The sequence below is a fragment of the Yersinia vastinensis genome (genome assembly GCF_902726565.1).
Taxonomy (GTDB): Bacteria; Pseudomonadota; Gammaproteobacteria; order Enterobacterales; family Enterobacteriaceae; genus Yersinia; species Yersinia vastinensis.
This window is the reverse complement of the sequence record NZ_CACVAF010000006.1, coordinates 212325-238755: the sequence shown is the minus strand read 5'-3', so window position 1 is coordinate 238755 and position 26431 is coordinate 212325. Positions and strand designations below refer to the sequence as shown.

Here is a 26431-nt window from a genome sequence, read left to right as displayed (position 1 = left end):
GAAAAATCGTTCATATTTTTTGAACAACATCAGCAATTCTCTTTGATATCCAAATTATGTGATCGGAGTAACATTTCTTCTATCGAAAGCAACCTGCTTTCCCATAAAAAACAGAAGAGAATTTATCATGAAAACAACTATCGCAGCACTGACCCTGATCGCAGCAATGTTAGCCCCAACAATTTCAATGGCAAATATCGGTGACCATGACAGCTATCAAGGTACTTACTCTATAAGCCAAGGCCAAAATACCAATACTGCTGGCCAGACTGCGAAAAACTAATACGTGAAAAGTCCCACTGAATTTCAGTGGGACTTTTTTAATGACAGGCTAGCGCTTATTTATTCTGAATACGTTCTATTGCTGTGTCATAAACAGGGTTATTTTTCTGCTCTTTTGCCAATTGATAATAGCGTAAAGCATCTGAGTTTTGACCCGCAGCTTCATAGATACGTGCAATATTGTAATTAGCTCCTGCACGAATTGTGGCAGCCTTTGGCCCACTGGCTAATGCAATAGCTTTACGATTAGCCCAAATAGCCTCCGCTGTTCGCCCCGCTTTCTGATAAACCAGCCCCAGATTACCGTATGCTTTACCGTTTTCGGCATCAATATTGATTGCCTGAGTAAAAAGCGAAATCGCTAATTCTAAATCTTTATCCTGATAAGCTTTCTCACCCTGCAAATTCAAATTCTTAACCTGTTCAATTGTTGTGGGGCTAAGTGATGAGTGAGAAACAACAGCACTATTACTCAGTAGGGGTTGTAGCTGATTAGCGATATCTGACGCCTGAAGTGTCATACCGGCAAAGTTATTAATATCTTCAATTTCACCGGTTTTATTTATTTTGAAAACAGTCCATAAATTGCCCACTTTGCCTGTTGGCACATAGTAGGTTCGCACTAATGACTCACCAATATAGACAAAGACTTTCGCCTGGCTACTGGAAAGATTTGTGGTCTCACTGTCATCTTTATCGCTGTAGTCATGAACGGCATAGATATAATCCTCACCATATCGTTTTTTGCTTAATGTCACCGTTTCAGGGCCAAAACTGTCGGTATCATCAACATCAAGATTACCGTCTTCACCTATTTTGTGGTCGAAATAAATGTGATTACCGGGATAAACCATATGCGAGTCAAGGTCACTTGGCGTCTCCCCCCATGTCAGCACAACGCGAATGCTGTCTAATCCTTTCATTACGGGGCTCAGCGCGTATGACATGCCATCGCAAGGGCATTTAACCACCAACGTTGAGTAGCCTTCTTTTTTAATGATAAGTATATTTTCGCCATCGTCCGCAGAAGCACTATTGATCTGCGCACTACCACTCGAATGAGTTGTCGCAGTGAGTGTCTGTCCGCCATTGCGTTGTAATAAGATGTTGGCGTCCGAAATTTTTTGATCTTTTACTGTCGCACTCAAAACATCAATATTGATATTCTGCGCATAGGCTGGAAAAAAGGAGAGTGTAAGCAACGAAATGATGCCAAGTTTGATGATCCTGTTCATGTAAAAAATTCATCCTAGTAAGATAAAAAAACCAATAAATATTATGTTGAGTGATATTATCTACTTTTAGATTGCAGGCAAACTAATTCAGTAATAGCGAGATGTTAAGTCTCTCCCCGACCTATATTCAATCATATTGAAAAATAAAATCGTTGTTATTAATTCGTTAAAAACAAATTTGTATGAATATTCTGACAGGGCAAGTAAGAATATTCCTGACATAGGGGAATAATATAGTTTAATTTCCTGACATACGAACATCATTGACGGTATAAGATACTAAATCAACGAGTAAAACCCCACAATCGTAAAATTGTGGGGTTAAATAGAAATGAATTGATTAACAGAAAACCCGGCACAAGCGGCCGGAAGTTGTGAGAGAGTAACTACCTGCTGATGCCGGGATAAATACTGATTGGCCGGTTTGAACTGTCAATATTTCTCCATCACAATGTCTTAGCAAGGCATTACCACTTATGACTAATAAAATCTCACCGCTGCTAATACTCACGGGGTGATTATTGACTTCGTTAAAAATACTGAAACGAAAATCATCCACTGGAATCGGATAACTCGCCTGCTCACTCTCCCAATGGGGTGCCATTAATAACGATTCAAACCGAGTAGGTTCAAACGATGTGCAATGAACCAGTTCAGTCAAATTAATGTTTTTACCCGTTAATCCCGCGCGAAGTACATTATCTGAACTGGCCATCACTTCAATGGCAGTACCTTGGACATAAGCATGTAGTGTGCCGGGATGCAAAAACATAGCTTCGCCAGGTTTCAGTGTGATGCAATTAAGAATGAGTGGCGCGAGAATGCCAATATCATTTGGGTAATTTTTATGAAAGCGCTGAATAAACGCAGAGAGTTCTTCACCATATAATCTCTGGGATGCATTGACCAACAGATGTAATACCTGCTCTTTAACCGTCAGAGACATCTGCATCAGGGCGATAAAGAACCTTTTTAATCCTTCAGAGTTTGGGCATTGCTGTAGAGAACTCACTGCGCTGTCCAGTGTTGGAGTCGCTAACAATTTGAAGTTATTTATGATGTCAGCAATCTCGCGAAAACCATTCATCGCCATAAAGTCGGTAATAGCGTAGACCAACTCCGGCTTATGGTTTTCATCGTTATAATCAGCTGCCCCGCTTTGCTTCTGACGTAAAAAACCCGCTTCTGCTTGAGTTTTAGTAGGATGAACCTGAATCGACAATGCCGTCTCTGCACTAAGAATTTTCAAAAGAAACGGTAAGTTATCGAAACGCTGAGAAACAGTAGCTCCCAACATGGCAGGCTTGTTCTGCGCAATGAAATCCGAAAGCAGTAAAGGCGTTCCCTTTTCAATAACACTTGACGAACCGGCGGGATGCACACCCATCCATAACTCTGCCTGCGGCTGATTATCTGGATTTAAAACATGAAAAAATGTATTCAGTGCAGTATGGCTACCCCATGGGTAGTTTTTCACAACATTGGTCAGCGGATAAAAATTGGCATGGCTCATGAGTCATCCTCACAAGAAAATTGATTGCTTTGCGCTAACGTTTTAAACCATAAACCATTACGTTTAATTTGCCGTTGACCTGTTGCAAGATCCAAACGGTAAAAACCGTAACGGCGCTTAAAGGAGTTAATCCACGACCAGTTATCAATAAACGTCCATTGGTGCACACCAAAGCAATTAGCACCAGCCGTAATAGCACGATGAAGCTGAACTAAATGTTCTTTCATCAGTTCAATGCGAAAACTGTCGTCAATTATACCGTCTTGTTGAACTGGCCCTTCGGACTCAAGATCCATCGCAATACCAATTTCAGCGAGATACCATTTTATGTTGCCGTAGTTATCGCGGATATTCGTGGCAATATCGTAAATAGCCTGTGGAAATATTTCATTATTATCGCGATAGGGGTTAAAGCGGCCATCTGGATCGATATAGTTCTCGAAATAAAACTCAGGCGTAAAATAGTCTAATGCATATTCTGTCTCGCGTGCTTTTACACGACGCGGTACATAATAATTAACGCCCAAGAAATCGATGCGTGACTCAGTAATTAACGTCACGTCCGTATGACTGACGTCAGGTAGACAATGATGCTTTGCCAGTACATCACACAGTTCTTGTGGAAACTGATGCTTCACCAGAGGGTCAAGGAAGCTACGGTTAAACAGGAGGTCAGCATACCAAGCTGCTTTTTTATCTTCTGGCGAATCACTACGTGTGTAGGATGGCGTTAAATTGAGAACCACACCAATTTCGCCCGACAAATTTAATTCTCGGTAGCATTTTACGGCTTTTGCATGGGCCAACATGATATTAAAACCTACCTGAGCCGCAAGCTTACCGTCTTTTTTGCAAGGGTAATGGAAATCATACAAATACCCACCCTCTACTGGAACGATAGGTTCATTAAATGTTATCCAGTATTTAATCTTATGCCCAAAAAGAGTGAATGCCGTTTTGGCAAAGAGGGCAAAAAGGTCGGTGACATGATTGGATTCAAACCCACCGTAGCGATTTTGCAAAACTTCTGGCATATCGAAATGATAGAGATTGATCATCGGCTCAATGCCCTGATTGATCATCTCGTCAAAATAGTCGTTATAAAAACGCACGGCCTCTGCATTGGGTTTACCGGTTTCAACGTCTTCAATAAGGCGCGACCACTGAATAGACGTGCGAAACGAATTAAAACCAATTTTTTTCATCAACGCGACATCTTCTTTATATTTGTGCAGAGTTTCGCAGACTTTTTCCGGCCCTATTCCCTGAAAAAAACGTTCTGGCTGATGAGCATGCCAGCTATCCCAAATTGAGCGATATGGCTTGTTATCCGCACCTTCGGTTTGTGGACCAGAAGCCGCGGCTCCCCATAAAAAGTTTGCTGGGAATGAATACGTTGTCATTTAACCTCCTCAATGATTCAAAAAAAAAGCTGCGCCAATCATGACGCAGCTAAAACACTACTCGGCAGTCACCTGGATAGACTTGATAAAGAGATATCCCCAATCACCAGCAAATTTCCCGAAATCGATGATATTTTCCCCCTGCTTAAGTTGCACAGGTATTGTCATTTTCTGACCTTTATCATCCGTTTCCGGGAATTCTATTTGCTGCGGTTTCTCACTGTTTATTTGTACTGAGTTTTTCTTGCTGCCCCATTTGGCATTAAAATTCAGGTGCAATAAATACTCGCCATCCCAAGGTGCATCAACCAACCAGCTCACCTTATCTCCCTCATTAACAAACGGGCCGAGGAAACCATCGTCACCGGTTGCCAGTTGATTTTCTGCACTCTTCACGACCGTGACTTTCCCCTGCTTGAGAGACAGGGGTTTACTGTCAAACTTGCAAAAATCAGTTGGCACTCGCCCCGTCGCTTGAGTCACGGTAACGTCCATGGTTTTGCTACTTTTCAACAGGCCGTCATCCGCAGTAAATGTCAGTTGATATTGACCCGGCTTAGAGAACCAAACTCGCGTTGATGGTTTTTCCGCATCACAGAAATGCGCCTTACTTTTGCCCGAACTCCGCCATTTCACACTGACATTGCGGTTAGGCAGATTGTCATCTGTCCAGCGAGCATCAAGGCTAATACCTTTATTCTGTACCGTTGATGCAGAGTTATTCAGTTCAATAACCGGTGGCTGGTTTTTCTGGTTATGCGTCACGCTAATAACATTTGAAGGTGCCGACTGACCCGATTCATTTTTAGCAATAACTCGGTAGTAATAAGTTTTACCTAGCTCAAGTGAGGAATAATCGTCACGGAACAGGTCCATTTTGGCTGGATCCCACTCCTGAATACCGTCGGAAATATCTTGGCCGACCATTATCCATGGACCTTCTTTCGTTTCTGCCCGTTCAACATCGTAGTGACGACCAACGGCGGACCCCATCCAATTAATGGCGAATGGCGATGCCGTTTCACGGAGTTTTGGGGCCTCTGGTGCAGGAAGCGGTGACATTTTATCCCGCCCATCCATTTGTGCGGCCGCTGTCCGCACCAGATTAACCACATCCATTTCCTGTTTATCTTTCCCCTCTTGCGGGAAGCCCGGTAAGTGGTAGCTGTAGTGACCGGTGTACTCTTTGTGCCAGTAGAAACCGCCGTCATGGCGATGCCCACGGAAGCCCCAGATGAAACCGCCTGCGGCTTTCGCCCCATTCACCTCGGTATGGACGATCGATTGCATGATGTCGTTGAGATTTTTGCTATCGAGTAAACCGAACTCACCCACCAGATAAACTTTCTTCCCTGCTATGGCCTGTAAATCTTTCTTCACTTGGTCAGGATGGTTATTTCCAGCATTGGTGTAATAGTGGTTGCTGACGATATCAATGTTTGGATCATCTAATGAAAAATCATTAATTTTCTTATATGTACCATCCACCACCAACTGATGTGGCGCCCAACGTTTTATCCATGCGGCGGTTTCATGTAGGAAAGCGGCGTTGGTATCTTCAAGCTCATTCCCTGTTTCCCACGCCATAATGGCCTTTTCATCGTAATAAGGGCGGCCCGTAATCGTGTTGGTACGGGTGATGACCTGACGAATAATGTCTTGGTATGCTTTATAGGTTTTACTGTTGGTATTATAAAAATCTTCTGGTTTTTCATGATAGAAAGCGGCCAACTGCTCGCGCCCTCCCCACCACCACCATTGATCGATAAAAGGCAGGATTAATCTCAACCCTTGTTTATCAGCCTCAGCAATCATGTTGTCGTAAACTATCATGGCTTTCTCATTCAGGCTGGGCATGCCATCAGGCGTCGTCGGTGCCAGAATATGCGTCTCTCGCTCACACGCTTTATCATTCTCTTGTTGCACCGAGAGTACATATACTCGCTGCACCTTAGCGCCCGTTTGCACGATGGCTTTGATCCAGTTTTCCTGCTCTTCAGCCGTCGGCCAGGTAAAATATTGACCCCAACCGCGCGGGTCAGCCTTACAAACCCCACGCGCATCATTTTCAATACGATGCAATTCAGGGGCATGAATACCAGCAAAACGAAATGTATTGCTGCCCTCCATTAACTGAGCGCCCTGCCGAGTAATAAAGTGCTCAAAATGGGATTGTTCCGCCGCCATGGCACCAACACTTGCCAACGCCGATAATAGCGACAATAACAGAGCTTTTCTGATAGGTAGTTTCATCGTATTTCTCCTTAGAACCACACTTCGGCCTGAATACCAAAGTTCAGAGTGTCGGTTCCACCAGTACGGCTATAACCGCCAGCACTAATGGTGTTGGTGCTCCAGTCATAGTTGCCGTCGAGTGCGTCGGAAACCCCTTTATCCCATTTAGCATAAGTCGCAAATACGCGGATTTGTGGACGGCTCCAGAAGCCCGAGTCAAAAGTCAGCGTGGGTGCGATTGTGACTTTGGTTAAACCGCCTTTGCCTTTGCCATCCACACCTTTGTAGTTTTCATCGTCGAGATACTCGTAGCCCACCTCATACTGCATCGCGAAGTTTTTGGTGATTTGTTGGTAAGGGCGAATACCGGCGACCCAACTGGTGCGTCCCCACCCTTTGTCGTCGCTGGTCCACCAACGGTAATTCTTATCTTTTTGGTAGTAAGCAAAAGTGGAAACTTCCCAACCATCACCCACAGAAACCAGACCATCTAGCACGATTCGCCAAGATTGCGTGTCTTCCAGATTCGCCCATCCCCAACCATTTTTGCCCAATGAATCGCCTGCTGCTAACCCGCGGCCGTACTGAGCAACAAATTTGGAGCTTCCATCAAGCAGGCCATAGAATCCATCAAAGTGATACACACCGGTGACGCCATAACCCTTTTCTGCCGCCCCAACATGATTTTCGTTGTTGTTCATATGGTGGCCGACCAGTTCCAGGTCAAAAGCCGAGCCGCCAATTTTCTTGAACCACAGATTAAGGGAGTAATCATCTGGGTAGCCCTGTTCACTCTTATCCACTGGATAGGCTTTGGCTTCATCTGTCGTGGAAAAGGAATAGATTCCCGCATCAAAACGTGCAAAGCCCAGATCAAGATTATCGAAGCCGCCTCCCGTACCGTTGTATTGGATATATTCCCAGTCAAATTGGTGGCTGGAAGTATTGGAACTGCTATAACGTTTCCCCCCCCAGAACGTGATATCTGGCGCGAAATCCAGTTGGCTTAGCTCGACGTATCCTTCGCGGAATTGCACTGATTTGCCATCATCATCAAGACAGTTCCAGTCAGAGGTACATTTGCTTTGATGAGTAATATTGGCCTGAACTTTTGCAACTACTCCAGAATCAGACTTCAGTGTGACTTGTGGGATGAGTTCAATCTTGGTGTCGTCTTCGTTGCCAAGGCGGAATTTTCCGTCCGGCATCAGGCCAACAGAATCGACACGGTTACCATCAGTGTTTGCAAGAATGCCGGAGCGGATATAGCCATGCATTTTAAAATCGTATTGATCCGCATAAGCAAGGCCACTAATTGCAGAGCTAACCAGTAAAGACAGAGGTAATAATCGGTTCAGACTTTTCATGATTTCCCTTTTGTATTTTGAGTGAGATGGCATCTGAATAACGCGGAGGGAAATTTACGGATCAATTGCGGAAATGTACATCCAATTACGGAAAGCGCTTTCCATAATTGCCGGATTGCGTCACAAATTAGCGGTGAATGTTCGCTAAATCGTGATAGAGATCACTCTATAAAGTTTGCAGGCATAAAAAAGCCAGCTACCCGTAGGCGCTGGCTAAGAGTAAAACATGACATTGATGAGCTATTTGTTTTCTAATTCAGTGAGTTGCCGTTCGTAGACTTTGAAGAATGGCCGATAGATCATCCAAGAGTTAAAGATGGCGAACAAACACATAAACATATTTTTCCAGCTACCATTAGCGGCCCATGCAGCCCCTAAGGGTGACGGCATAGACCAAGGAAGCATCGCCACAGCCCGGTCGAGCACACCTAAGTGTGTTAGATACCAGGCAATGCAGGCATTAATCATCGGAACACCAATAAAAGGCAACAAAAATACAGGGTTAAGAATGATGGGGAATCCAAAAAGAATCGGTTCATTGATATTAAACAAGGAAGGAATAAGGCCTATTTTACCGACACTTTTTAGCTGCCTTGAACGACTACGCATCGCCATAAATATCAGCGGAAGTGTAGAACCAATCCCGCCAATCAGCAGATAAAAATCCCAGAATCCCTGCAAATAAATATGGGGGAGTGGCGTAATACCCTGTGCTAATGCTTGTTGATTTTCAAACAGATACGTCATCCAAAACGGGTTCATAATGCCAGTAACTATCAGCGCACCGTGAATACCGACAAACCACAGTAGATGGCAGATAAGTAGCGAGATAAGCAAAGCCGTCAGGGTGTCGGATGCAATAATTAAGGGGCGAAATGCTTCGCTAATTAGGTTAGGTAAAATCATCCCTGTTGTCAGTTTGAGCCAAGCGTTAATCACCGTGATCGACAACATAATCACGAGCAACGGCACCAATAACTGGAAGCTGTTACGCGTCATCACAGGGACTTCTTCAGGTAAGCGGATACACCACCCTTTACGATAAAAAAAACGTATTATTTCAATCGTATAAAAACTTGAAATAAGCGCACTAAAAATCCCCATTCCGCCCAGAAAAACGTTCGTGCCGGCATTTTCCTTAAACCCAACAAACATCAAAAAAGCCAGACACCCAGTCAAACCCGATAACCGTTCAGGTAGGCAGTATTGCTTGGCCAAACTGGCACTCGCACCGAAGGCGATAATCACCGCCACCAGTCCAATGGTTAATTCAAAAGTCGGTAACAACATCGGGCGAACAACCTGATAAACCCCGCCATACCAAGAAAAAATATCAATGGCAAAAGGGGGAAATATCAGCGGCACCATGAGGCTGCCAATAATCACAAATGGCATGGCAAGAGCAAAGCTGTCGCGCATTGCGGTGATGTGTTGGCTGCGAGTGAGCATATTCGCAAAGGGAGTCAACCGCTGTTCAATCAGCGTGACAGCAACATTCATAAACTGAATGTTCATCTGGAAACCTATAAGGAACCTATTAGTTCCGCGATGATCGCTTACATCCGTGGAAAGTGAAAGCCTCCATCTGGTGATCGTGCTCACATTTAACGGATCCATTAACGGAAAGCGCTTTCCGTTTTGAATCCATATAATTATAGTCCGCTCATTGTTATTACCCAATCAGGAGTTACCAATGAAAAAAATCATGCTTTGCTGCTCTGCCGGAATGTCCACCAGCTTGTTGGTTAAAAAAATGGTGGAAGAAGCAGATAAGCGCGGTCTTGAGGTGGATATCAAAGCTTTTGGCGTCGCGGAATTTGAGCAAGTCGTTGGCGGTTATCAGGTAGTTTTGCTTGGTCCTCAAGTGAAGTACATGCAAAAAGACCTGCAAAACAAAGCGAACGCATACGGCATTAAAGTCGAACCCATCAACATGATGGATTACGGCATGCAAAAAGGTGCGGCTGTTTTAGATTTTGCCCTTTCATTAATTGAAAATAATAAATAAAGGATAAGGTATGAGCACTCTGTACTCTAAATTAATCAGCGTGATAGAAGAAAAAATCACGCCAATGGCCGGTGTCGTTGGACAGCAAAAATATGTCACGTCTATTCGTGATGGCTTTATTACCGCCCTGCCCTTTATGATTGTCGGTTCATTCATGTTGGTCTTTATTTTCCCTCCTTTTTCGCCGGATACCCAGTGGGGCTTCGCCCGGGCTTGGCTCCAATTTTCGTTAGAAAATCGAGAAAGTCTTATGCTGCCATTTAATTTCAGCATGGGCATCATGACGATATTTATTTCTGTTGGGATTGCGGCAAGCTTGGCTCGGCATCATGGCCTTGACCCGCTAACGTCTGGAATGCTATCGCTGATGGGATTCTTGCTCGTAGCTGCCCCTTTAAAAGAAGGGCAAATATCGACAGCTTATTTCTCTGGGCAAGGCATTTTCACGGCCATTCTGGTGGCTATCTACACCACAGAGCTATACGCCTTCCTGAAACGTCACAATATTACGATACGCTTACCACCAGAAGTTCCTACAGGGGTCGCGCGTTCTTTCGAAATTTTGATCCCAGTACTGGCCGTCGTGCTCACTTTACATCCTCTGAATCTGTTTATCGAAACGCAACTTGGCATGATTATTCCTGAAGCCATTATGTCGCTGGTCAAACCGCTAGTGGCGGCTTCTGACACACTGCCAGCCATTTTACTTTCTGTCTTAGTTTGCCAAGTGCTTTGGTTTGCGGGGATCCACGGGGCATTAATCGTTACAGGCATCATGAACCCATTCTGGATGGCAAACCTGTCAGTCAATCAGGCGGCGATGGCGGCTGGTGCTGCCATTCCGCACATCTATGTTCAGGGTTTCTGGGATCACTACTTGCTCATTGGTGGCGTAGGTTCCACTCTGCCACTGGCATTTTTACTGATGCGTAGCAAAGCCGTACATTTGCGCACCATTGGTCGTATGGGTGTGGTTCCCGGCCTTTTCAATATTAATGAGCCTATTTTGTTCGGCGCACCGATCATTATGAACCCATTGTTTTTCATCCCCTTTGTATTAGTACCGATGGTAAATGCCACTTTTGCGTATTTTGCCCTCGATTTAGATTTAGTGTCCCGTGTGGTGTCGATGACGCCATGGACAACCCCAGCGCCAATAGGTGCCTCGTGGGCGGCTAACTGGACATTTAGCCCGGTCATTTTGTGCCTGCTGTGCATGGTAAGCTCCGCCATAATGTACTTCCCGTTTCTGAAAGCATATGAAAAACAATTACTTGAACAGGAATCTGAAAATACTGAACTGCAAGGTGCGAACGCACAATCAGAAACTGCATAATTTTTTGTCTTAAATATCAGAGGTTGTCATGGAATTAGAAGAACAGGTTATGGGCATCATTATTAATGCCGGTCAATCGCGTAGCTTGTGTTACGAAGCCCTCAGTAGTGCGAAACAAGGTGATTTTGCCGATGCTGATGAAAAAATGAAGCAGGCTCAACATTATGCTCGTGAAGCTCATTTGGTTCAGACCCAGTTGATTGAAGCCGATGAGGGGGAGGGAAAAACCAAAATGACACTGGTCATGGTGCATGCGCAAGACCATTTAATGACCTCGATTCTCGCCAAAGAACTCGTGACCGAATTGATTGAGATTTACCGCACCCGCCAGTAAGTTTCTGTGTCTTTTAAGAGAGGCGCTATCGCCTCTCTGACTTTTTTGTGAGGACAATATGTTACATCTCGGCCTGGATATCGGTGGCACTAAAATGGAGGCCGTGCTGCTCGATCAGCATGGCAACCTGCACTACAGTGAACGCCGCCCAACACATAAAGAGAGTTATCAAGGTTTTCTCAGTAACCTGCTCTCGATGATTGAAAGTGTCAGACACAGGGCAGAAGAAGAATTTACTCTCGGTATCGGCTTACCGGGGGCCATTGATCCACAAAGTGGGCTTATCAAAAATTGTAATTGTCTGGTACTCAATGGTGAGGATCTCAAAGGCGATCTTATCCATCAACTCAAACAACCGGTATTTTTGGCAAATGATGCCGATTGCTTTGCACTCTCGGAAGCGGTCGATGGTGCAGGTGCGGGGTATGCTTGCGTGTTTGGCGTCATTGTTGGAACTGGCTGCGGTGGCGGTGTTGTGGTTAATGGGAATTTACTCCGCGGCCCTAACGCAATTGCCGGTGAGTGGGGACATAACCCCTTACCCGCCATGAACCAAATGAACGATGGCCCGGCGCAATATTGCTATTGTGGCCAAGAGAATTGCATTGAGAGTTTTATCTCTGGGACCGGTTTTGCCAGACGATTTAATGAAACTCATGGAACATTATTCACCACAGAAGCCATTATGGATTTCGTGCAAAAGCAGGAGGCACACGCGGTTGCGCATTATCAGCATTTTATTGATGCTTTTGCTCGCAGCCTCGCAAGTGTAATCAACATTCTTGATCCCCACGCGATAGTCATTGGCGGTGGATTATCAAATGTTGAGCAAATTTATCAGGATCTACCGAAAGTTATTGAAAAATATATTTTCTCAACACATTGCCGCACCGCCATTCTGAAAGCCAAATATGGCGATTCTAGTGGTGTACGGGGGGCTGCGTGGTTACCAACATTGACGTAATATTGAGAATATACGCTTTCGCAAGTGGGCTAATTCCACTTCGCATTTGTGTTACTATAAGGGGAAAATCGTTATACAGAAGACACCATGCCTACAATTGATGATGTTTCAAAGTTAGCCAACGTTTCCCGAGCCACCGTGTCACGTGTTCTTACTGGCACACGCGGCGTTCGTGATGAAAGCCGTGAGGCCGTATTACGGGCGGTAGAAGAGTTAAACTACCGTCCAAGCTTTGCCGCCCAAAATTTGGCAAGCCAAACATCCAGTTACGTTGGAATGGTGTTGCCGGCAACTGAAGCCGGGTTAAGCGCCTCTCTGTTACCTCAGCTATCTCAAGCCATAAAATCCCTCAATAAGTCATTATTGATTCAATATGTAAACGATGAAATTGAACAGCAACGCGCTGTTGAAGATTTACAGCACCAGTGTGTTGCTGTCGTGACTTTGGGGAGAAATAGCACAGCTATTGCCAACAATGTCATTGCTTTTGATGAGTTTTCAGTAAAAGGCAACGTCAGTCAGGGCTATAATTATGCGTTTGCCACTGAAAGTGCGTGCCGCTATGTCTTGGGGAAAGGGCATCGTAATATTGCTCTCTTGGTCGATAGCGAACAGGATGAAGCCAGCAAACAGATGCTCGAAGGCTATCGCAGTGTCTTGCAAAACTACTCGCTCCCCTTTAACCGACAATTATTGGTCACGGCTAATCGCAATGTTGAGCAGGCGTTGCTCACCCTCATAAACAGTTTCACCAAGTACTCGGTCATTATTGCCAAGCGCGATTGCTACGCGGCTGAAGCTATGCGTTTGTTGCGTGAATTTAATATCGCAGTTCCGCAAGAGGTCTCTTTGGTTAGCCTTGAGGATTCACCACTGGCATCCTTGCTCTACCCACCACTGACGTGCATCGCTTACCCGGTGGAACAGCTTTTAGAAAACTGTATGCAACGTATTCGCGCATTGATTGACGGGCATCCCGTATTTAGCACGGAAGGCCATACAATCACCGGCCGTCTGATTGCACGCGCTTCAGTTTCTGATATTAGCTAAAAGCGATCATTGTAAATGTATGGGAATACTCTAATGCCAACAGTATTTATGAGTACCATTCATAACTTCTATCCTTTTACATGTAACTATTTCCCCGCCTGAAAGCGTTAACCTATGTCTATCTCCTTATCTCCAAATCAATAATTATGATTGACACTCAGGCGCACATGCAGACCATTTCCCGAAAAACGACCGGCCTTTCTTTTGTTATTATTCTCAGTGCATTAATGGCTTTCACCTCTTTATCTACCGATATTTATTTACCGGCTATGCCTACCATGGCGGAAGATTTGCAAGGCAATGTGGAACTGACCATCACCGGATTTTTAATCAGCTTTTGCATTGCTAAATTGATTTGGGGGCCATTAAGTGATGGCACATGGGTTGGATAATCGCAGTATTTACCGTGGCCAGCGCAGCGATGGCACTGACTACCCGAGTAACAAAAATAGCCAATTAGGTGAGTAGAAAGGAGTGGTAACGAGATGATATATCTCTGGAAAAATCTATATTGCATCTGTGGCGTATAGCTCCATTACACCAGAATCCCGACAGAAACTGATATCGCATTTCTCTTTTTGCGTTTCCTGAACATTTATTTCTGGTTAACTACTGCAATTTGTCAGATCAAGTTTATCGAAGCAGATCACACTTTTCCGGCGCCCACATACATCTTCTAAAACCACGTGTTATTATTCACCTCGTAAATACCTTTCAACTCAATCCGAGGCTTTGATGCTGGAGAATGTAATCATCCGATAATCAGTTTACCGACTTTTTCAGGCCGGGCTGATTATCAATGCGCCGAAATCGAATGCGGACACCGCTGTGTGTTTGCACGTTTTGCACATGATGATTAAACAGGTTTTCCAGTATGAATTTATCCCGTCAGGAACAACGTACCTTACACGTTCTCGCCAAAGGTGGACGTATTGTGTACGTTCGCGACACATCAGGCCGCGTCACATCCGTTGAATGCTACAGCCGCGAAGGACTGTTGCTCACCAATTGTACACTTGCCGTTTTTAAAAAACTCAAAACCAAAAAACTGATTAAATCCGTCAATGGTCAACCTTACCGCATCAACACCACCGGGCTGAACAATGTTCGTGCCCAGTTGGACAATCGCTAAGGAGCGCTTTATGACATCACATTACTGCAACGTTCACATCGCCGCAGAATGCGACACCGATGACATTCACGAGGTTAAAACTCGCGCATTTGGATTCAACACAGCAGCCACTCTGGTGGCTGATGTGTTTGATAACAAAAACATCTACTCAGTGTTGCTGCTGTCTGAAAAAGCAGTCACCAAAATTTGTAAGGGAACTCCCCTTAACACTCGACCCTATAAAAGGAATTAAGCATTGGATATTCCACGTATTTTTACGATTAGCGAAAGTGAGCACCGCATCCATAACCCGTTCACACCAGAAAAGTATGACACCCTTGGGCGCGTATTACGCATGAAATCGGGCACGCAAATCCTCGATCTCGGCAGCGGCTCGGGCGAAATGCTCTGCACTTGGGCTCGCGATTATGGCATTACCGGTGTCGGCATCGACATGAGCCAACTGTTCAGTGAGCAAGCTAAACTGCGCGCTGAAGAACTCGGCGTCAGCGATCGGGTGACTTTTATCCATAACGACGCAACGGGTTATGTTGCAAAAGAGAAATGCGACATAGCAGCCTGCGTCGGTGCCACTTGGATTGCTGGAGGCGTCGCCGGGACCATTGAGCTGCTAGCAAAAAGCCTTAAGCCTGGCGGAATGCTGCTCATTGGGGAGCCGTATTGGCGTCAGTTGCCCACGACGGATGAAATGGCAAGAGAGTGTGAGAGTGGCGTCACATCTCTGGCCGATTTTCTTACCCTTTCCGAGCTGGTCACCTCTTTCGACACACTCGGTTATGATGTGGTGGAAATGGTGCTGGCGGATCAAGAGGGCTGGGACAGATATGAAGGAGCTAAGTGGCTGACCATGCGCCGCTGGCTGGAGGAAAATCCTAACGATGACTTTGCCGAAGAGGTCAGAGCGGAGTTAACGATATCGCCGAAACGCCACGTCACCTACACAAGGGAATACTTTGGCTGGGGCGTGTTCGCGCTCATCGCTAGGTAGCATCAGTCTCCCTGTATGAGCTAACTCATTGAGGACATTCTATTTAGCCCATTAAAATAGAGTGAAGATGAAGATAAGATGTAAATTTGGGCTATTGCAAAATAGCCCTCCCATATCAAGTGAGGCTCAAGCCGTTCGATATTATTGACCACCCTGTGCCCTATAAAAGGAAAAACAGGGGACTACGCCGTGTCATCGTCGACAAGAGGCTACGGCGAATTCTACACATATCTTTGTTGGTAACCGCTCAGGTAGATACTGAAGAAATAACACACACGGGTGAATCACTGTGTTGCATTTTGGCTAGGAATGGCGTGGCTACATCAACCTCCGCAGCAGCACCGTATCGTTTAGAAATACCAAACGATACATTCATTATTAATAGATACTCTAAATAAAATAATCTCCATAGAATGATTTTACAGTAGTAAAACACGCTTAAGGAGGAAAAAATGGTCATTTATAATGAGCATAATTTTTATTTTTTCCAGTTAGTGACAGAGTCGCTCACTTATATTTAGTGACTTATTCTTCCCCTCCTAAACCATTTCAGTGCCAAGGCATGTAACCCTCAAACAAGGTGTTTATTTATGTCATTTCTTCTCACCAATCCTGCGTTGGAGCAGTTGTTCAAGCGATTGCGACTTGATTACAGGATTATGGCGCCAGTGGCCGAATATCGGGGTGGCCGCTTCTCCGACACTGACAACGTCACCTACCGCAATATCCGTCAACCCGCGGAACTGGTGTGGCAGGAAAAGTCCCACTTCTCCCCCAAGGAGGTGGTACTTCCCATCACTCAGACCCTGTTTCACTTCGACAATTTGGAACTACGGGAATCGAAAGTCGATGCCAAGCCCACCCTGCTGTTCCTGCGTAGCTGCGATATTCACGCCCTGCGCCGACTGGATCAAATTTACCTTAAGAACGGCCAAAATCAGGATGTCTACTACGCGAGGCTACGCAGTAAGCTCAAGCTGGTGTTGCTGGAGTGCCGCGAGAGCTTCGAGAACTGCTTTTGCGTTTCCATGGGCAGCAATAAAACGCATGACTACGCTGCCGCCATTCGCATGAGCGACCATAACGCACGCATCGAGATAAAAGACCCAGATCTGTTGCCCTATTTTGCCGAACTGGGAAAACCTGACGCTTTCACGCCAGAATTTGTCCAGAGCAATCCTGTCAAGGTACGTACTCCAGACAGTGTCTGTGATGATCCCAAACGTATTCGTCAAATCCTTACAGGCCATCCTGTCTGGGCTGAATATGACAGCCGCTGTATCGGTTGCGGTCGCTGCACAACTTCCTGTCCTACCTGTAGCTGCTATAGCGTACACGACCTAACCTATGCCGAGAACTCACAGCAGGGCGAGCGACGCCGCCAGTGGTCAAGCTGCATGGTTGATGGTTTCAGCGACATGGCTGGTGGCCACGGTTTTCGAGCCAAGCATGGCGAGCGGTTGCGTTACCGAGCTCTGCACAAGGTTAATGACTATAAAGCCCGTCAGGGGGAGGAACACATGTGCGTTGGCTGCGGCCGCTGTGACGATCGTTGCCCTCACTACATCTCCTTTACCAACATCATCAATAAGATGACTGATGTGGTCGAACAGACCATAGAGGCTGACCAAGCACAGGGGGGGAACTGATATGTCCGACTGCCAGCAAACCACAACAATGGAACAGACAGAGTCGAAGAACCGTCTGCTCCCCAAACCCTACACCATCCAAGACATCGAACGTCACACTGAACTGGAGTGGAACTTTCGTGTTTCCCGTGACTTTGATGTCCACTATGGTCAGTTTGTTGAGGTCTCTCTACCCGCCGTCGGCGAGGCCCCCATCTCCGTCTCAGACTATGGAGATGGCTACGTGGATCTATTGATCCGTAAAGTTGGCAAAGTAACCGATGCTCTATTCACTCTTGATGTGGGTGAAAAGGTGTGGATGCGCGGCGTTCATGGCAACGGCTATCCACTGGAGAGCTATAGCAATCAGCATCTTATTGTCGTAGCTGGCGGCACAGGTGTCGCCCCTGTCAAGGGTTTGCTACGTCGTTTTAGCAAACACCCAGAGGAGGTGAAATCCCTCGACATCATCCTCGGTTTCAAAAACGAGCAGGCAGTGCTCTATCGCCACGAAATGCCTCTATGGGCCGAGCAGCAGAACCTCATCGTCACGCTAGATGAGGGCAAGGAAAGCGAGCAATTTCGCATCGGTCGGGTGACCGATTACATTGATCAGTTGGATTTAGCCGACAAAGAGGATATCCAAGTGATCGTGGTCGGCCCCCCCATAATGATCCGCTTCGTGGTACTCGCCTTCCTCAAACTCGGCATCTCCAAGGATCGCATTTGGGTCGACTACGAGCGGCGTATGGCTTGCGCAGTTGGCAAGTGTGGTCACTGCAGGATGGGTGACACCTATATCTGCATGGATGGCCCGGTCTTTCGTTTTGACCAAGCCCAGCATCTGATCGATTGAGGGAGAACATTATGAGTCTCGATATTGACATCATCAAGGCACGCGCTAATAACGAATACCGCCTCTCCAAAGTGCGCGGTGAGGCGATGATCAGCGTCCGCATTCCCGGTGGAATTATGCCCGCCCATCTACTGGCAGTCGCCCAGCAGATCGCCGAACAGTACGGCAATGGTCTGATACACCTCACTACCCGACAGAAACTGGCTATGCCCGGCATCAAGTACCGTGACATGGACAAAGTCAACGCCGCCCTGGAGCCGTTCATTAAAGAAATCGAGGTGGAGACCTGTAGCATCGAGATAGCTGATACCAAAGCGGGTTACCAGAGCATCGGCGGGCGCAACATCGTTGCCTGTCAGGGCAACACTATCTGTCAGAAGGGCAATATCGACTGTACCGGTCTGGCCCAGCGGATGGAAAAGCACCTCTATCCCAATCCCTATCACCTCAAGATGGTGATCGCCGGCTGCCCTAACGACTGTGCCAAGGCTAACATGGCCGACTTTGGCATCTTCGGTATCGCCAAAATCCACTTCAAGGCCGAGCGCTGCATTGGCTGCGGTGCCTGTATCAAGGCATGCAGTCACCACGCGGTAGATTGCCTCACCATCAAACATGGAAAGGCGGTGAAAGAGAAGAGCAAGTGCATCGGGTGTGGCGAGTGCGTGCTGGCCTGCCCGACGCTCGCCTGGCAGCGAGATCCCCAACAGCTCTACATGGTCAAGTTGGGAGGCCGTACCAGCAAGAAGACTCCTCGTACCGGCAAGCAGTTTCTCAATTGGGTAACCGAAGATGTGCTGCATGCGGTGATCAAGAACCTGTTCGAATTTGAAGCCGAGATGTTGGGTGGTAAACCCATTTACCTCCACATGGGCCATCTGATCGATCGAGCCGGTTATCACAAGTTCAAGGAACGAGTGCTATGCGGCGTCACCCTCAACCCAGAAGCCATGGTTGCCGAGCGTATCTTCTGGGCAGAAGATCAATACGTCGCCAACATGCATGTCAAAGCGATAGGAAAAACCTAGTTTGAGAAGTGGTTTATCATCGCCGACAACCGCTGGCAATCACCTCGAATGCCGGCACGAAACCTGTGCTGAACCGCTTGATACGCCACCGCAGCGCTAGGGAAGTTTGCCTCTAGTGGACGCAGGCCCGACGATGCTGGGCTGTTCACATCGAACAGCCTACAACAACTATCGCTGGCTGATGTATAGTTCCGTTTAGCCCCTCAACACTGTTATACAAATCCGCTTCACGCCCTGAGTCATTCGACAAACTTTTTATAGTTTAGTAAAAGCGAATTTCGCTTTTTGAGTAACAACCAATATTACGTGTTGTCATAGCGGGTTCTGCTCTTTCAGTAGCAGTAAATGCTCCTTACCCATTTGAAACCCAGCGTTGCTAGCTGTTGTACAAGATTTTATTGAAGGGGGGGCCATCACATATACCAACTGATACGGCTTGGCGTAGGTAGCCTTAGAGAAAATTCCGATGCACTAAATCAGTCAACAAACTGAATTTAAAGCATAAAAAAGACATTTACGCCCCCTATAAATGAAAAAAACCGCGCAAAGGTGGGCTATGATGGCTTCAATTACGATATATTGATATTCAAGCCGAGTGTCTTATCTCGCTTCTTGCATAGCATTTATCTTCACCATCTCAGAAGCTAAATATGTGATCAGCTCTGGCGGCGCTAAATCAATTGAGTTTTCCGTGGAAACTGATGACGGTCGTAAGGTCATACTTGGGCAAGTTGGCTGCTTCAGGCAGGAGTTTTGCTGACGGTTTTGCTAGAAGTGGGCAGTTGGGAATCGATTGAAATGATACAGAGGTATGCACACTTGTCGCCAAACCACTTAACTGAGCATGCGCGTAAAATTGATGAGGTAGTGGGGATTAATGTCACTAATCTGACACGTTGGAAAAAGGTTGTTGATAATTAGGATATGATCGGAGGGTAATTCATTGATTTTAATGGTACGCCCTACAGGGCTCGAACCTGTGACCTACGGCTTAGAAGGCCGTTGCTCTATCCAACTGAGCTAAGGGCGCATTTGATATTTACCGCAGCACAGAATACTGCTGGTTGTCAGTTGCGGGTTGGATTATACGGGCAGTCGCTTTCGAGTCAATGGGTTTTCGCCTTACGGTTTATCATCTGGCTATTTAATCGTTAATTAATCGTTATTATACGCCTGACAGCACGCCCCGCTTCTGACAAAATAGACTGATTCCCGCTTTTTTAATTGATGGACCCCTCCACTGATGTCAGCAAAAATTATTGATGGTAAAACGATTGCGCAGCAGGTAAGAAATGAAATTGCTGCGTTAGTACAGAAACGCCTAGCTGCGGGTAAGCGTGCTCCCGGTCTTGCCGTGGTGTTGGTTGGCGAGAATCCGGCGTCACAAATTTATGTCGCCAGTAAGCGTAAGGCCTGTGAAGAGGTCGGCTTTGTTTCCCGTTCTTATGACCTGCCGATGACCACCACTGAAGCCGAGCTGCTATCCTTGATTGATTCACTGAATGACGATAGTGAAATTGATGGAATTTTAGTACAGCTACCGCTGCCTGCCGGTATTGATAATGTCAAAGTCTTGGAGCGTATCCATCCAGATAAAGATGTCGACGGCTTCCATCCGTATAACGTTGGTCGCCTGTGCCAGCGCGCACCAAAACTACGCCCTTGTACCCCACGCGGTATCGTTACCTTACTTGAACGCTATGAGATCCCAACTTATGGGTTGAATGCGGTCGTTGTTGGGGCATCTAATATTGTTGGTCGCCCGATGAGCCTAGAGCTACTGCTAGCGGGGTGTACCACAACCGTAACGCACCGTTTCACCAAAAATCTGCGTCAGCATGTTGAAAATGCGGATTTATTGGTCGTGGCAGTCGGCAAACCTGGTTTTATTCCCGGTGAGTGGATTAAACCCGGTGCTATCGTGATTGATGTGGGCATTAACCGCCTGGAAAGTGGTAAAGTAGTCGGTGATGTAGAATTTGATGTCGCTGTTGAACGTGCGGGTTGGATTACACCGGTCCCCGGTGGTGTCGGGCCAATGACCGTTGCAACGCTGATACAAAATACCTTGCAAGCCTGCGAGGAATATCACGACATCAACGAAAATTGATAGAAAGGACAGTAATGGACATTTTTCATTTGGAAAAACACCCGCATGTCGAGCTGTGTGACTTACTCAAGTTGCAAGGTTGGAGCGACAGTGGTGCCTCAGCAAAAGCCGCCGTCGCTGATGGGCTGGTAAAAGTCGACGGAAATGTAGAAACGCGCAAGCGCTGCAAAATCGTGGCCGATCAGATTGTTGAGTTTGAAGGTATGAAAGTGCAGGTTAAAGCCTGAGCTTAATCTTCCCTGCTGGTAGCACACGGTATGGGCAAAAAAATGCGGTTACTGGTTAGCACCAGAACCGCAATTTTTTTATCTTATTGCCTAATTCGCCCGGCTATTTGCGACGCCAAGTCGTTCCTTGTGGACCATCTTCCAGCACGATGCCCAGCTCATTGAGTTGATCACGAGCAGAATCGGCCAATGCCCAATCTTTGCTGCTGCGAGCATCATTGCGTTGCTTAATCAGAGCTTCAATTTTTGCCACTTCATCGTCGTCAGTCTTCGCACCACTTTGTAAGAACAGTTCAGGATCCTGTTCCAACAAGCCCAGCACACGGGCCAGTTTGCGCAGTTCCGCTGCTAAACCATTCGCCGCAGCGATATCTTCGGTTTTCAGGCGGTTCACTTCGCGGGCGATATCAAACAACACTGAGTAGGCTTCTGGCGTATTGAAATCATCATCCATAGCGGCGCGGAAACGCGCTTCAAATTCAGCGCCACCGGCTGGGGCTGCGCTTGCATCTGTACCACGTAACGCAGTATAGAGACGCTCTAATGAAGCTCGCGCTTGTTTGAGATTTTCTTCGCTGTAATTAAGCTGGCTGCGATAGTGCCCTGACATCAGGAAATAGCGCACAGTCTCAGCATCGTAATAAGCCAGTACATCACGGATAGTGAAAAAGTTATTCAGTGATTTCGACATTTTCTCTTTATCGATCATCACCATACCGGAATGCATCCAGTAATTAACGTAGGGGCCATCATGCGCACAGGTAGATTGCGCAATTTCATTTTCATGATGTGGGAACATCAAATCTGAGCCCCCCCCATGAATGTCGAAATGTGCCCCTAACTGCTTGCCATTCATGGCAGAGCACTCAATATGCCAACCAGGGCGGCCCGGACCCCAAGGTGATTCCCAGCTAGGCTCTCCGGGTTTGGACATCTTCCATAAAACAAAATCCATCGGATTGCGTTTAACATCAGCAACTTCAACCCGTGCTCCCGCCTGCAATTGGTCCAGATCCTGACGAGACAACACGCCATAGTCAGGATCACTGTCGACAGCGAACATAACATCACCATTTGAAGCCACATAGGCGTGATCACGGGCGATCAAACGCTCAGTCAACTCAATGATTTCGGGAATATGATGCGTAGCTCGTGGTTCTAAATCTGGGCGCTCAAGATTCAGGGCATCGAAATCTTTGTGCATTTCGGCCAACATCCGCGTCGTGAGCTGCTCGCAGGTTTCATTGTTCTCAATCGCACGTTTAATGATCTTATCATCGACATCCGTGACATTACGAACATAGGTCAAAGAGTAACCTAAATAACGCAAATAACGCGCAACAACGTCGAAAGCCACAAAAGTGCGCCCATGCCCGATGTGACACAGGTCATAAATGGTGATCCCGCACACGTACATACCAATTTTACCGGCATGGATTGGCTTGAATTCCTCTTTTTGGCGACTCAGTGTATTAAAAATCTTTAGCATCGGGACATTCCGTGGTTTTTGTTTTTGCGGTACGCATGGTTTAATAGGATATCATTAGATTATGAGGCAAATCAGCCTCTGATACAGTACTTTTTCGCACATCTTGGCGGCGTTTCGAGTGCTGACTCAATCTCAGAGATATGATATAAGAGCCGTCTAAAGAGTTACGGCTCATTTGTGAGTACACTTATTACACTAGCAGGAACATTATTATGGTCACGTTTCATACTAATCATGGCGATATCGTCATCAACACCTTCGCCGATAAAGCGCCGGTTACCGTTGAAAACTTCCTGAACTACTGCCGTAAAGGTTTCTATGATAACACTATCTTCCACCGTGTTATCGATGGTTTCATGATTCAAGGCGGTGGTTTTGAGCCCGGCATGAACCAGAAGAATACTGATGCTCCTATCAAGAACGAAGCCAACAACGGTCTGAAAAACACCCGCGGCACCTTGGCAATGGCACGTACTAATGATCCGCACTCTGCCACTGCTCAGTTCTTTATTAACGTTGCAGATAACGACTTCCTGAACTTCCGTTCAGAGCGCCCAGATGGCTGGGGATACTGTGTATTCGCTGAAGTTGTTGAAGGCATGGACGTGGTTGATAAAATCAAAAACGTTTCAACTGGCCGCAGCGGTATGCATCAAGATGTGCCGAAAGAAGATGTGATCATTAAAAGCGTTACTGTTAGCGAGTAATAACGGCTTAATGAGCACGCTTTTTATCGCAGACTTGCATCTTAGTGTTCAGGAACCGGCAATCACTGCCGGTTTCCTGCATTTTATACAGCGTGAAGCTATTCATGCTGATGCCCTCTATATTCTGGGTGATTTATTTGAGTCTTGGATTGGCGACGATGACCCCGAACCTTTGTATCGGCAAGTCGCTGCTGCATTAAAATCCCTCCAGCAACAGGGTGTACCCTGCTACTTTATTCACGGCAACCGCGATTTTTTGCTCGGTAAACGCTTTGCGGCTGAAAGTGGCATGATCTTACTGCCCGAAGAAAAAGTGGTCGAATTGTATGACCGCCGTATTGTGATTTTACACGGAGATACTCTGTGTACTGATGATGCTGACTATCAACATTTTCGCCGCCGAGTGCACAACCCACTGATCCAAAAATTATTCCTGTGGCTCCCTTTGCGCTTTCGCTTGCGAATAGCAGTTTATATGCGCGGCCAAAGTCAGCAAAATAACACCGGTAAATCGCAACTGATTATGGATGTTAATCCACAGGCTGTGGTGGACACTTTTCAGCGTAATAATGTCAGTTGGATGATTCATGGACATACCCATCGCCCTGCAGTTCATACTGTAGAATTGCCAACAACAACAGCCCATCGAGTCGTTTTAGGAGCTTGGCATGTTGAAGGGTCGATGGTAAAAGTCACTAAAGAGAGCGTCGAGTTGATTAAATTCCCCTTTTAATCAGACATCGTTATAAATCACGACAGCATCCCCATAGATAAAAAAACCGGTAAATCCCGCTAAAAGCCGCGACGCAACCGTTTTCCTTGCCTTTGGCTCATGATATGCTCTACGCCCTCTTCGCCAGTCACGATTTATATCAAGTCGTTCTGGCCGACGCTTGCGCAATTACAGGAGCTTTACACCCATGGGAGCCAACCTCGATTCGGCTTATGCAGCCGGGGTTAAAATCGCTATCGTAATGGGGTCCAAGAGTGACTGGGCCACCATGCAGTTCGCCGCCGACGTGCTCACCACGCTCAATGTTCCGTTTCATGTCGAAGTTGTTTCTGCACACCGAACCCCTGACAAACTGTTCAGTTTCGCCGAACAAGCGGATGCCAATGGCTTACATGTCATTATTGCTGGCGCGGGAGGTGCAGCTCACCTGCCGGGTATGCTGGCAGCAAAAACATTGGTGCCGGTTTTAGGGGTTCCAGTACAAAGTGCCGCATTAAGTGGCGTCGATAGCCTGTATTCTATTGTGCAAATGCCGCGCGGTATTCCGGTGGGAACGCTGGCGATTGGTAAAGCAGGGGCAGCGAACGCGGCCTTACTAGCAGCTCAAATACTGGCGTTACATGACCACAAGTTAGCAGAGCGTCTAGCCGATTGGCGTAAAAGCCAAACTGACGAAGTGTTAGATAACCCAGACCCACGGGAATCAGATCTACCAATGCCGAATTCACAGGTGAAAGCATGAAACCCGTTTGCGTATTAGGCAACGGTCAGTTAGGGCGCATGCTGCGTCAAGCTGGCGAGCCTCTGGGTATTGCTGTTTATCCGGTAGGTTTGGATGCTGAACCGGAAGCCGTACCTTATCAGCACAGTGTTATCACCGCTGAGATTGAGCGCTGGCCAGAAACCGCCCTGACTCGCGAACTCGCCACACACACCGCTTTTGTTAACCGCGATATTTTCCCGCGCCTGGCTGATCGTCTGACACAAAAGCAGTTACTCGACAGCCTGAATTTGGCGACAGCGCCATGGCAATTATTGGCCAGTGCCAGCGAGTGGCCACAAGTCTTCGCCACGCTAGGTGAATTAGCCATCGTGAAACGTCGAGTCGGCGGCTATGACGGACGTGGTCAATGGCGTATACGTGCTGGCGAGCAAAACACCTTGCCTGCTGATGCTTATGGCGAATGTATTGTTGAACAAGGCATCAATTTTTCCGGCGAAGTCTCTTTGGTGGGCGCACGTAGCCATCAAGGTAAATCTGTCTTTTACCCACTCACTCATAACCTGCATGAGGATGGCATCCTACGCATGAGCGTAGCCTTGCCACAGCCAAATAGCCGTCTACAGCAGCAAGCTGAAAAGATGCTGTCAGCCATTATGGATGAGCTGAATTATGTCGGTGTGATGGCGGTGGAGTGCTTTATTGTCGGGGACAGTTTACTGATCAATGAACTGGCACCACGAGTGCATAACAGCGGTCACTGGACTCAGAATGGGGCTTCTATCAGCCAGTTTGAGCTGCATTTGCGCGCTATTTTAGATTTACCGTTGCCAACGCCGGTAGTGAATACCCCATCAGCCATGGTCAATCTGATTGGTACGCCAGTGAATACCGAGTGGTTATCGCTGCCATTAGTACATCTGCATTGGTATGAAAAAGAGGTGCGTGACGGGCGTAAAGTGGGTCATTTGAATTTAAATGATCCCGATGGCGCAGCACTGAGTACCGCACTGGCCGCATTAGCGCCTTTGCTGCCTACTGAATATCAGAATGCTCTACGTTGGGCACAGGCGAAGTTATAAATA

25 protein-coding genes, 1 tRNA gene and 3 pseudogenes are annotated in these 26431 nt (G+C 46.7%); 21 read left to right on the top strand and 8 right to left on the bottom strand.

Translation table 11 applies throughout. The annotated features are described in order from the left end of the window. The first annotated feature begins 127 nt into the window (after positions 1–127). Positions 128–283, top strand: coding sequence for a hypothetical protein (locus tag HUZ92_RS11290; protein ID WP_164908374.1), 156 nt, complete (start codon positions 128–130; stop codon positions 281–283). 55 nt (positions 284–338) lie between these two features. Here the strand turns inward: HUZ92_RS11290 and HUZ92_RS11285 are convergent, their stop codons facing one another. The 6 genes from HUZ92_RS11285 to HUZ92_RS11260 all read right to left on the bottom strand — a co-directional run bounded on the left by HUZ92_RS11285 (position 339) and on the right by HUZ92_RS11260 (position 9550). Continuing rightward, entirely contained in the window at positions 339–1517 is a 1179-nt protein-coding gene (locus HUZ92_RS11285) for a tetratricopeptide repeat protein (protein WP_128451503.1), read from the bottom strand. A 340-nt stretch (positions 1518–1857) separates the two neighbouring features. Next, complete coding sequence (gene manA, locus HUZ92_RS11280) at positions 1858–3030, bottom strand: mannose-6-phosphate isomerase, class I (protein WP_145579596.1); 1173 nt, start codon at positions 3028–3030, stop codon at positions 1858–1860. Further along, positions 3027–4433 (bottom strand): glycoside hydrolase family 1 protein, encoded by a 1407-nt coding sequence (locus HUZ92_RS11275; RefSeq protein WP_050139851.1) that lies wholly within the window; start codon positions 4431–4433, stop codon positions 3027–3029. The genes manA and HUZ92_RS11275 overlap by 4 nt, the downstream gene beginning before the upstream one ends. Positions 4434–4490: 57 nt before the next feature. Further along, on the bottom strand, positions 4491–6686 hold the full coding sequence (locus HUZ92_RS11270) for a CBM35 domain-containing protein (protein ID WP_145579595.1): 2196 nt from the start codon (positions 6684–6686) through the stop codon (positions 4491–4493). 11 nt (positions 6687–6697) lie between these two features. Beyond that, positions 6698–8035, bottom strand: a complete 1338-nt coding sequence (locus HUZ92_RS11265; RefSeq protein WP_145579594.1) for a maltoporin — start codon at positions 8033–8035, stop codon at positions 6698–6700. A gap of 240 nt (positions 8036–8275) precedes the next feature. Further along, complete coding sequence (locus tag HUZ92_RS11260; RefSeq protein ID WP_050139854.1) at positions 8276–9550, bottom strand: PTS sugar transporter subunit IIC; 1275 nt, start codon at positions 9548–9550, stop codon at positions 8276–8278. Between the two features lie 178 nt (positions 9551–9728). On the opposite strand from HUZ92_RS11260, the gene HUZ92_RS11255 reads away from it, so the two are divergent. The 14 genes and pseudogenes from HUZ92_RS11255 to HUZ92_RS20880 all read left to right on the top strand — a co-directional run. Next, positions 9729–10043 (top strand): PTS sugar transporter subunit IIB, encoded by a 315-nt coding sequence (locus HUZ92_RS11255; RefSeq protein WP_050099006.1) that lies wholly within the window; start codon positions 9729–9731, stop codon positions 10041–10043. A gap of 10 nt (positions 10044–10053) precedes the next feature. Next, the gene (locus HUZ92_RS11250; RefSeq protein WP_050099008.1) at positions 10054–11379 is read left to right on the top strand and encodes a PTS sugar transporter subunit IIC; all 1326 of its coding nucleotides are present in this window, start codon (positions 10054–10056) and stop codon (positions 11377–11379) included. 28 nt (positions 11380–11407) lie between these two features. Then, positions 11408–11713, top strand: a complete 306-nt coding sequence (gene chbA, locus HUZ92_RS11245) for a PTS N,N'-diacetylchitobiose transporter subunit IIA (protein ID WP_050099010.1) — start codon at positions 11408–11410, stop codon at positions 11711–11713. Between the two features lie 58 nt (positions 11714–11771). Next, positions 11772–12677, top strand: a complete 906-nt coding sequence (locus HUZ92_RS11240; protein WP_050099012.1) for an ROK family protein — start codon at positions 11772–11774, stop codon at positions 12675–12677. Between the two features lie 87 nt (positions 12678–12764). Then, positions 12765–13727: a LacI family DNA-binding transcriptional regulator gene (locus HUZ92_RS11235; protein ID WP_050099014.1), complete on the top strand. Its 963-nt coding sequence runs from the start codon at positions 12765–12767 to the stop codon at positions 13725–13727. A 146-nt stretch (positions 13728–13873) separates the two neighbouring features. Next, positions 13874–14101 (top strand): annotated as a pseudogene (locus tag HUZ92_RS11230) (Bcr/CflA family drug resistance efflux transporter); the annotation flags it as partial. A 500-nt stretch (positions 14102–14601) separates the two neighbouring features. Then, positions 14602–14859 (top strand): YjhX family toxin, encoded by a 258-nt coding sequence (locus tag HUZ92_RS11225; RefSeq protein WP_050099017.1) that lies wholly within the window; start codon positions 14602–14604, stop codon positions 14857–14859. A gap of 10 nt (positions 14860–14869) precedes the next feature. Next, a complete protein-coding gene (locus tag HUZ92_RS11220; RefSeq protein ID WP_050099020.1) occupies positions 14870–15091 on the top strand; it encodes a hypothetical protein in 222 nt (73 codons plus the stop codon). A gap of 3 nt (positions 15092–15094) precedes the next feature. Beyond that, positions 15095–15847, top strand: a complete 753-nt coding sequence (locus HUZ92_RS11215; protein WP_050139860.1) for an SAM-dependent methyltransferase — start codon at positions 15095–15097, stop codon at positions 15845–15847. Between the two features lie 590 nt (positions 15848–16437). Further along, the gene (asrA, locus tag HUZ92_RS11210) at positions 16438–17496 is read left to right on the top strand and encodes an anaerobic sulfite reductase subunit AsrA (protein ID WP_145579593.1); all 1059 of its coding nucleotides are present in this window, start codon (positions 16438–16440) and stop codon (positions 17494–17496) included. Between the two features lies 1 nt (position 17497). Beyond that, entirely contained in the window at positions 17498–18331 is an 834-nt protein-coding gene (gene asrB / locus HUZ92_RS11205; RefSeq protein WP_050099025.1) for an anaerobic sulfite reductase subunit AsrB, read from the top strand. Positions 18332–18342: 11 nt separating this feature from the next. After that, complete coding sequence (gene asrC / locus HUZ92_RS11200) at positions 18343–19359, top strand: sulfite reductase subunit C (protein ID WP_050295412.1); 1017 nt, start codon at positions 18343–18345, stop codon at positions 19357–19359. Positions 19360–19978: 619 nt separating this feature from the next. Further along, positions 19979–20077: pseudogene (locus tag HUZ92_RS21035) on the top strand (DUF669 domain-containing protein); the annotation flags it as partial. Beyond that, positions 20077–20280: pseudogene (locus HUZ92_RS20880) on the top strand (integrase); the annotation flags it as partial. The pseudogenes HUZ92_RS21035 and HUZ92_RS20880, both read left to right, overlap by 1 nt. A gap of 32 nt (positions 20281–20312) precedes the next feature. Here HUZ92_RS20880 and HUZ92_RS11195 read toward each other — a convergent pair. Continuing rightward, positions 20313–20389: transfer RNA gene (locus HUZ92_RS11195), tRNA-Arg, on the bottom strand. Positions 20390–20602: 213 nt separating this feature from the next. On the opposite strand from HUZ92_RS11195, the gene folD reads away from it, so the two are divergent. Together folD and ybcJ are read left to right on the top strand one after the other, a co-directional pair. Then, a complete protein-coding gene (folD, locus tag HUZ92_RS11190; RefSeq protein WP_128451497.1) occupies positions 20603–21469 on the top strand; it encodes a bifunctional methylenetetrahydrofolate dehydrogenase/methenyltetrahydrofolate cyclohydrolase FolD in 867 nt (288 codons plus the stop codon). A gap of 14 nt (positions 21470–21483) precedes the next feature. Continuing rightward, entirely contained in the window at positions 21484–21696 is a 213-nt protein-coding gene (ybcJ, locus tag HUZ92_RS11185; protein ID WP_050139875.1) for a ribosome-associated protein YbcJ, read from the top strand. 103 nt (positions 21697–21799) lie between these two features. Here the strand turns inward: ybcJ and cysS are convergent, their stop codons facing one another. Then, positions 21800–23185 carry a cysteine--tRNA ligase gene (cysS, locus tag HUZ92_RS11180; protein WP_050139876.1) on the bottom strand — a complete coding sequence of 462 codons (1386 nt, stop codon included), beginning with the start codon at positions 23183–23185 and terminating at the stop codon, positions 21800–21802. Positions 23186–23397: 212 nt separating this feature from the next. Here cysS and ppiB point away from each other — a divergent pair, with 212 nt between their 5' ends. The 4 genes from ppiB (at position 23398) to purK (ending at position 26428) form a co-directional block, all read left to right on the top strand. Then, positions 23398–23892: a peptidylprolyl isomerase B gene (gene ppiB, locus HUZ92_RS11175; RefSeq protein ID WP_050099046.1), complete on the top strand. Its 495-nt coding sequence runs from the start codon at positions 23398–23400 to the stop codon at positions 23890–23892. Positions 23893–23902: 10 nt separating this feature from the next. Beyond that, positions 23903–24625 carry a UDP-2,3-diacylglucosamine diphosphatase gene (locus HUZ92_RS11170; RefSeq protein WP_050099049.1) on the top strand — a complete coding sequence of 241 codons (723 nt, stop codon included), beginning with the start codon at positions 23903–23905 and terminating at the stop codon, positions 24623–24625. Positions 24626–24812: 187 nt separating this feature from the next. After that, positions 24813–25367 carry a 5-(carboxyamino)imidazole ribonucleotide mutase gene (purE, locus tag HUZ92_RS11165; RefSeq protein ID WP_050099051.1) on the top strand — a complete coding sequence of 185 codons (555 nt, stop codon included), beginning with the start codon at positions 24813–24815 and terminating at the stop codon, positions 25365–25367. Beyond that, on the top strand, positions 25364–26428 hold the full coding sequence (gene purK / locus HUZ92_RS11160) for a 5-(carboxyamino)imidazole ribonucleotide synthase (protein WP_145579592.1): 1065 nt from the start codon (positions 25364–25366) through the stop codon (positions 26426–26428). Before purE ends, purK begins: the two co-directional genes overlap by 4 nt. Positions 26429–26431: the final 3 nt, after the last annotated feature.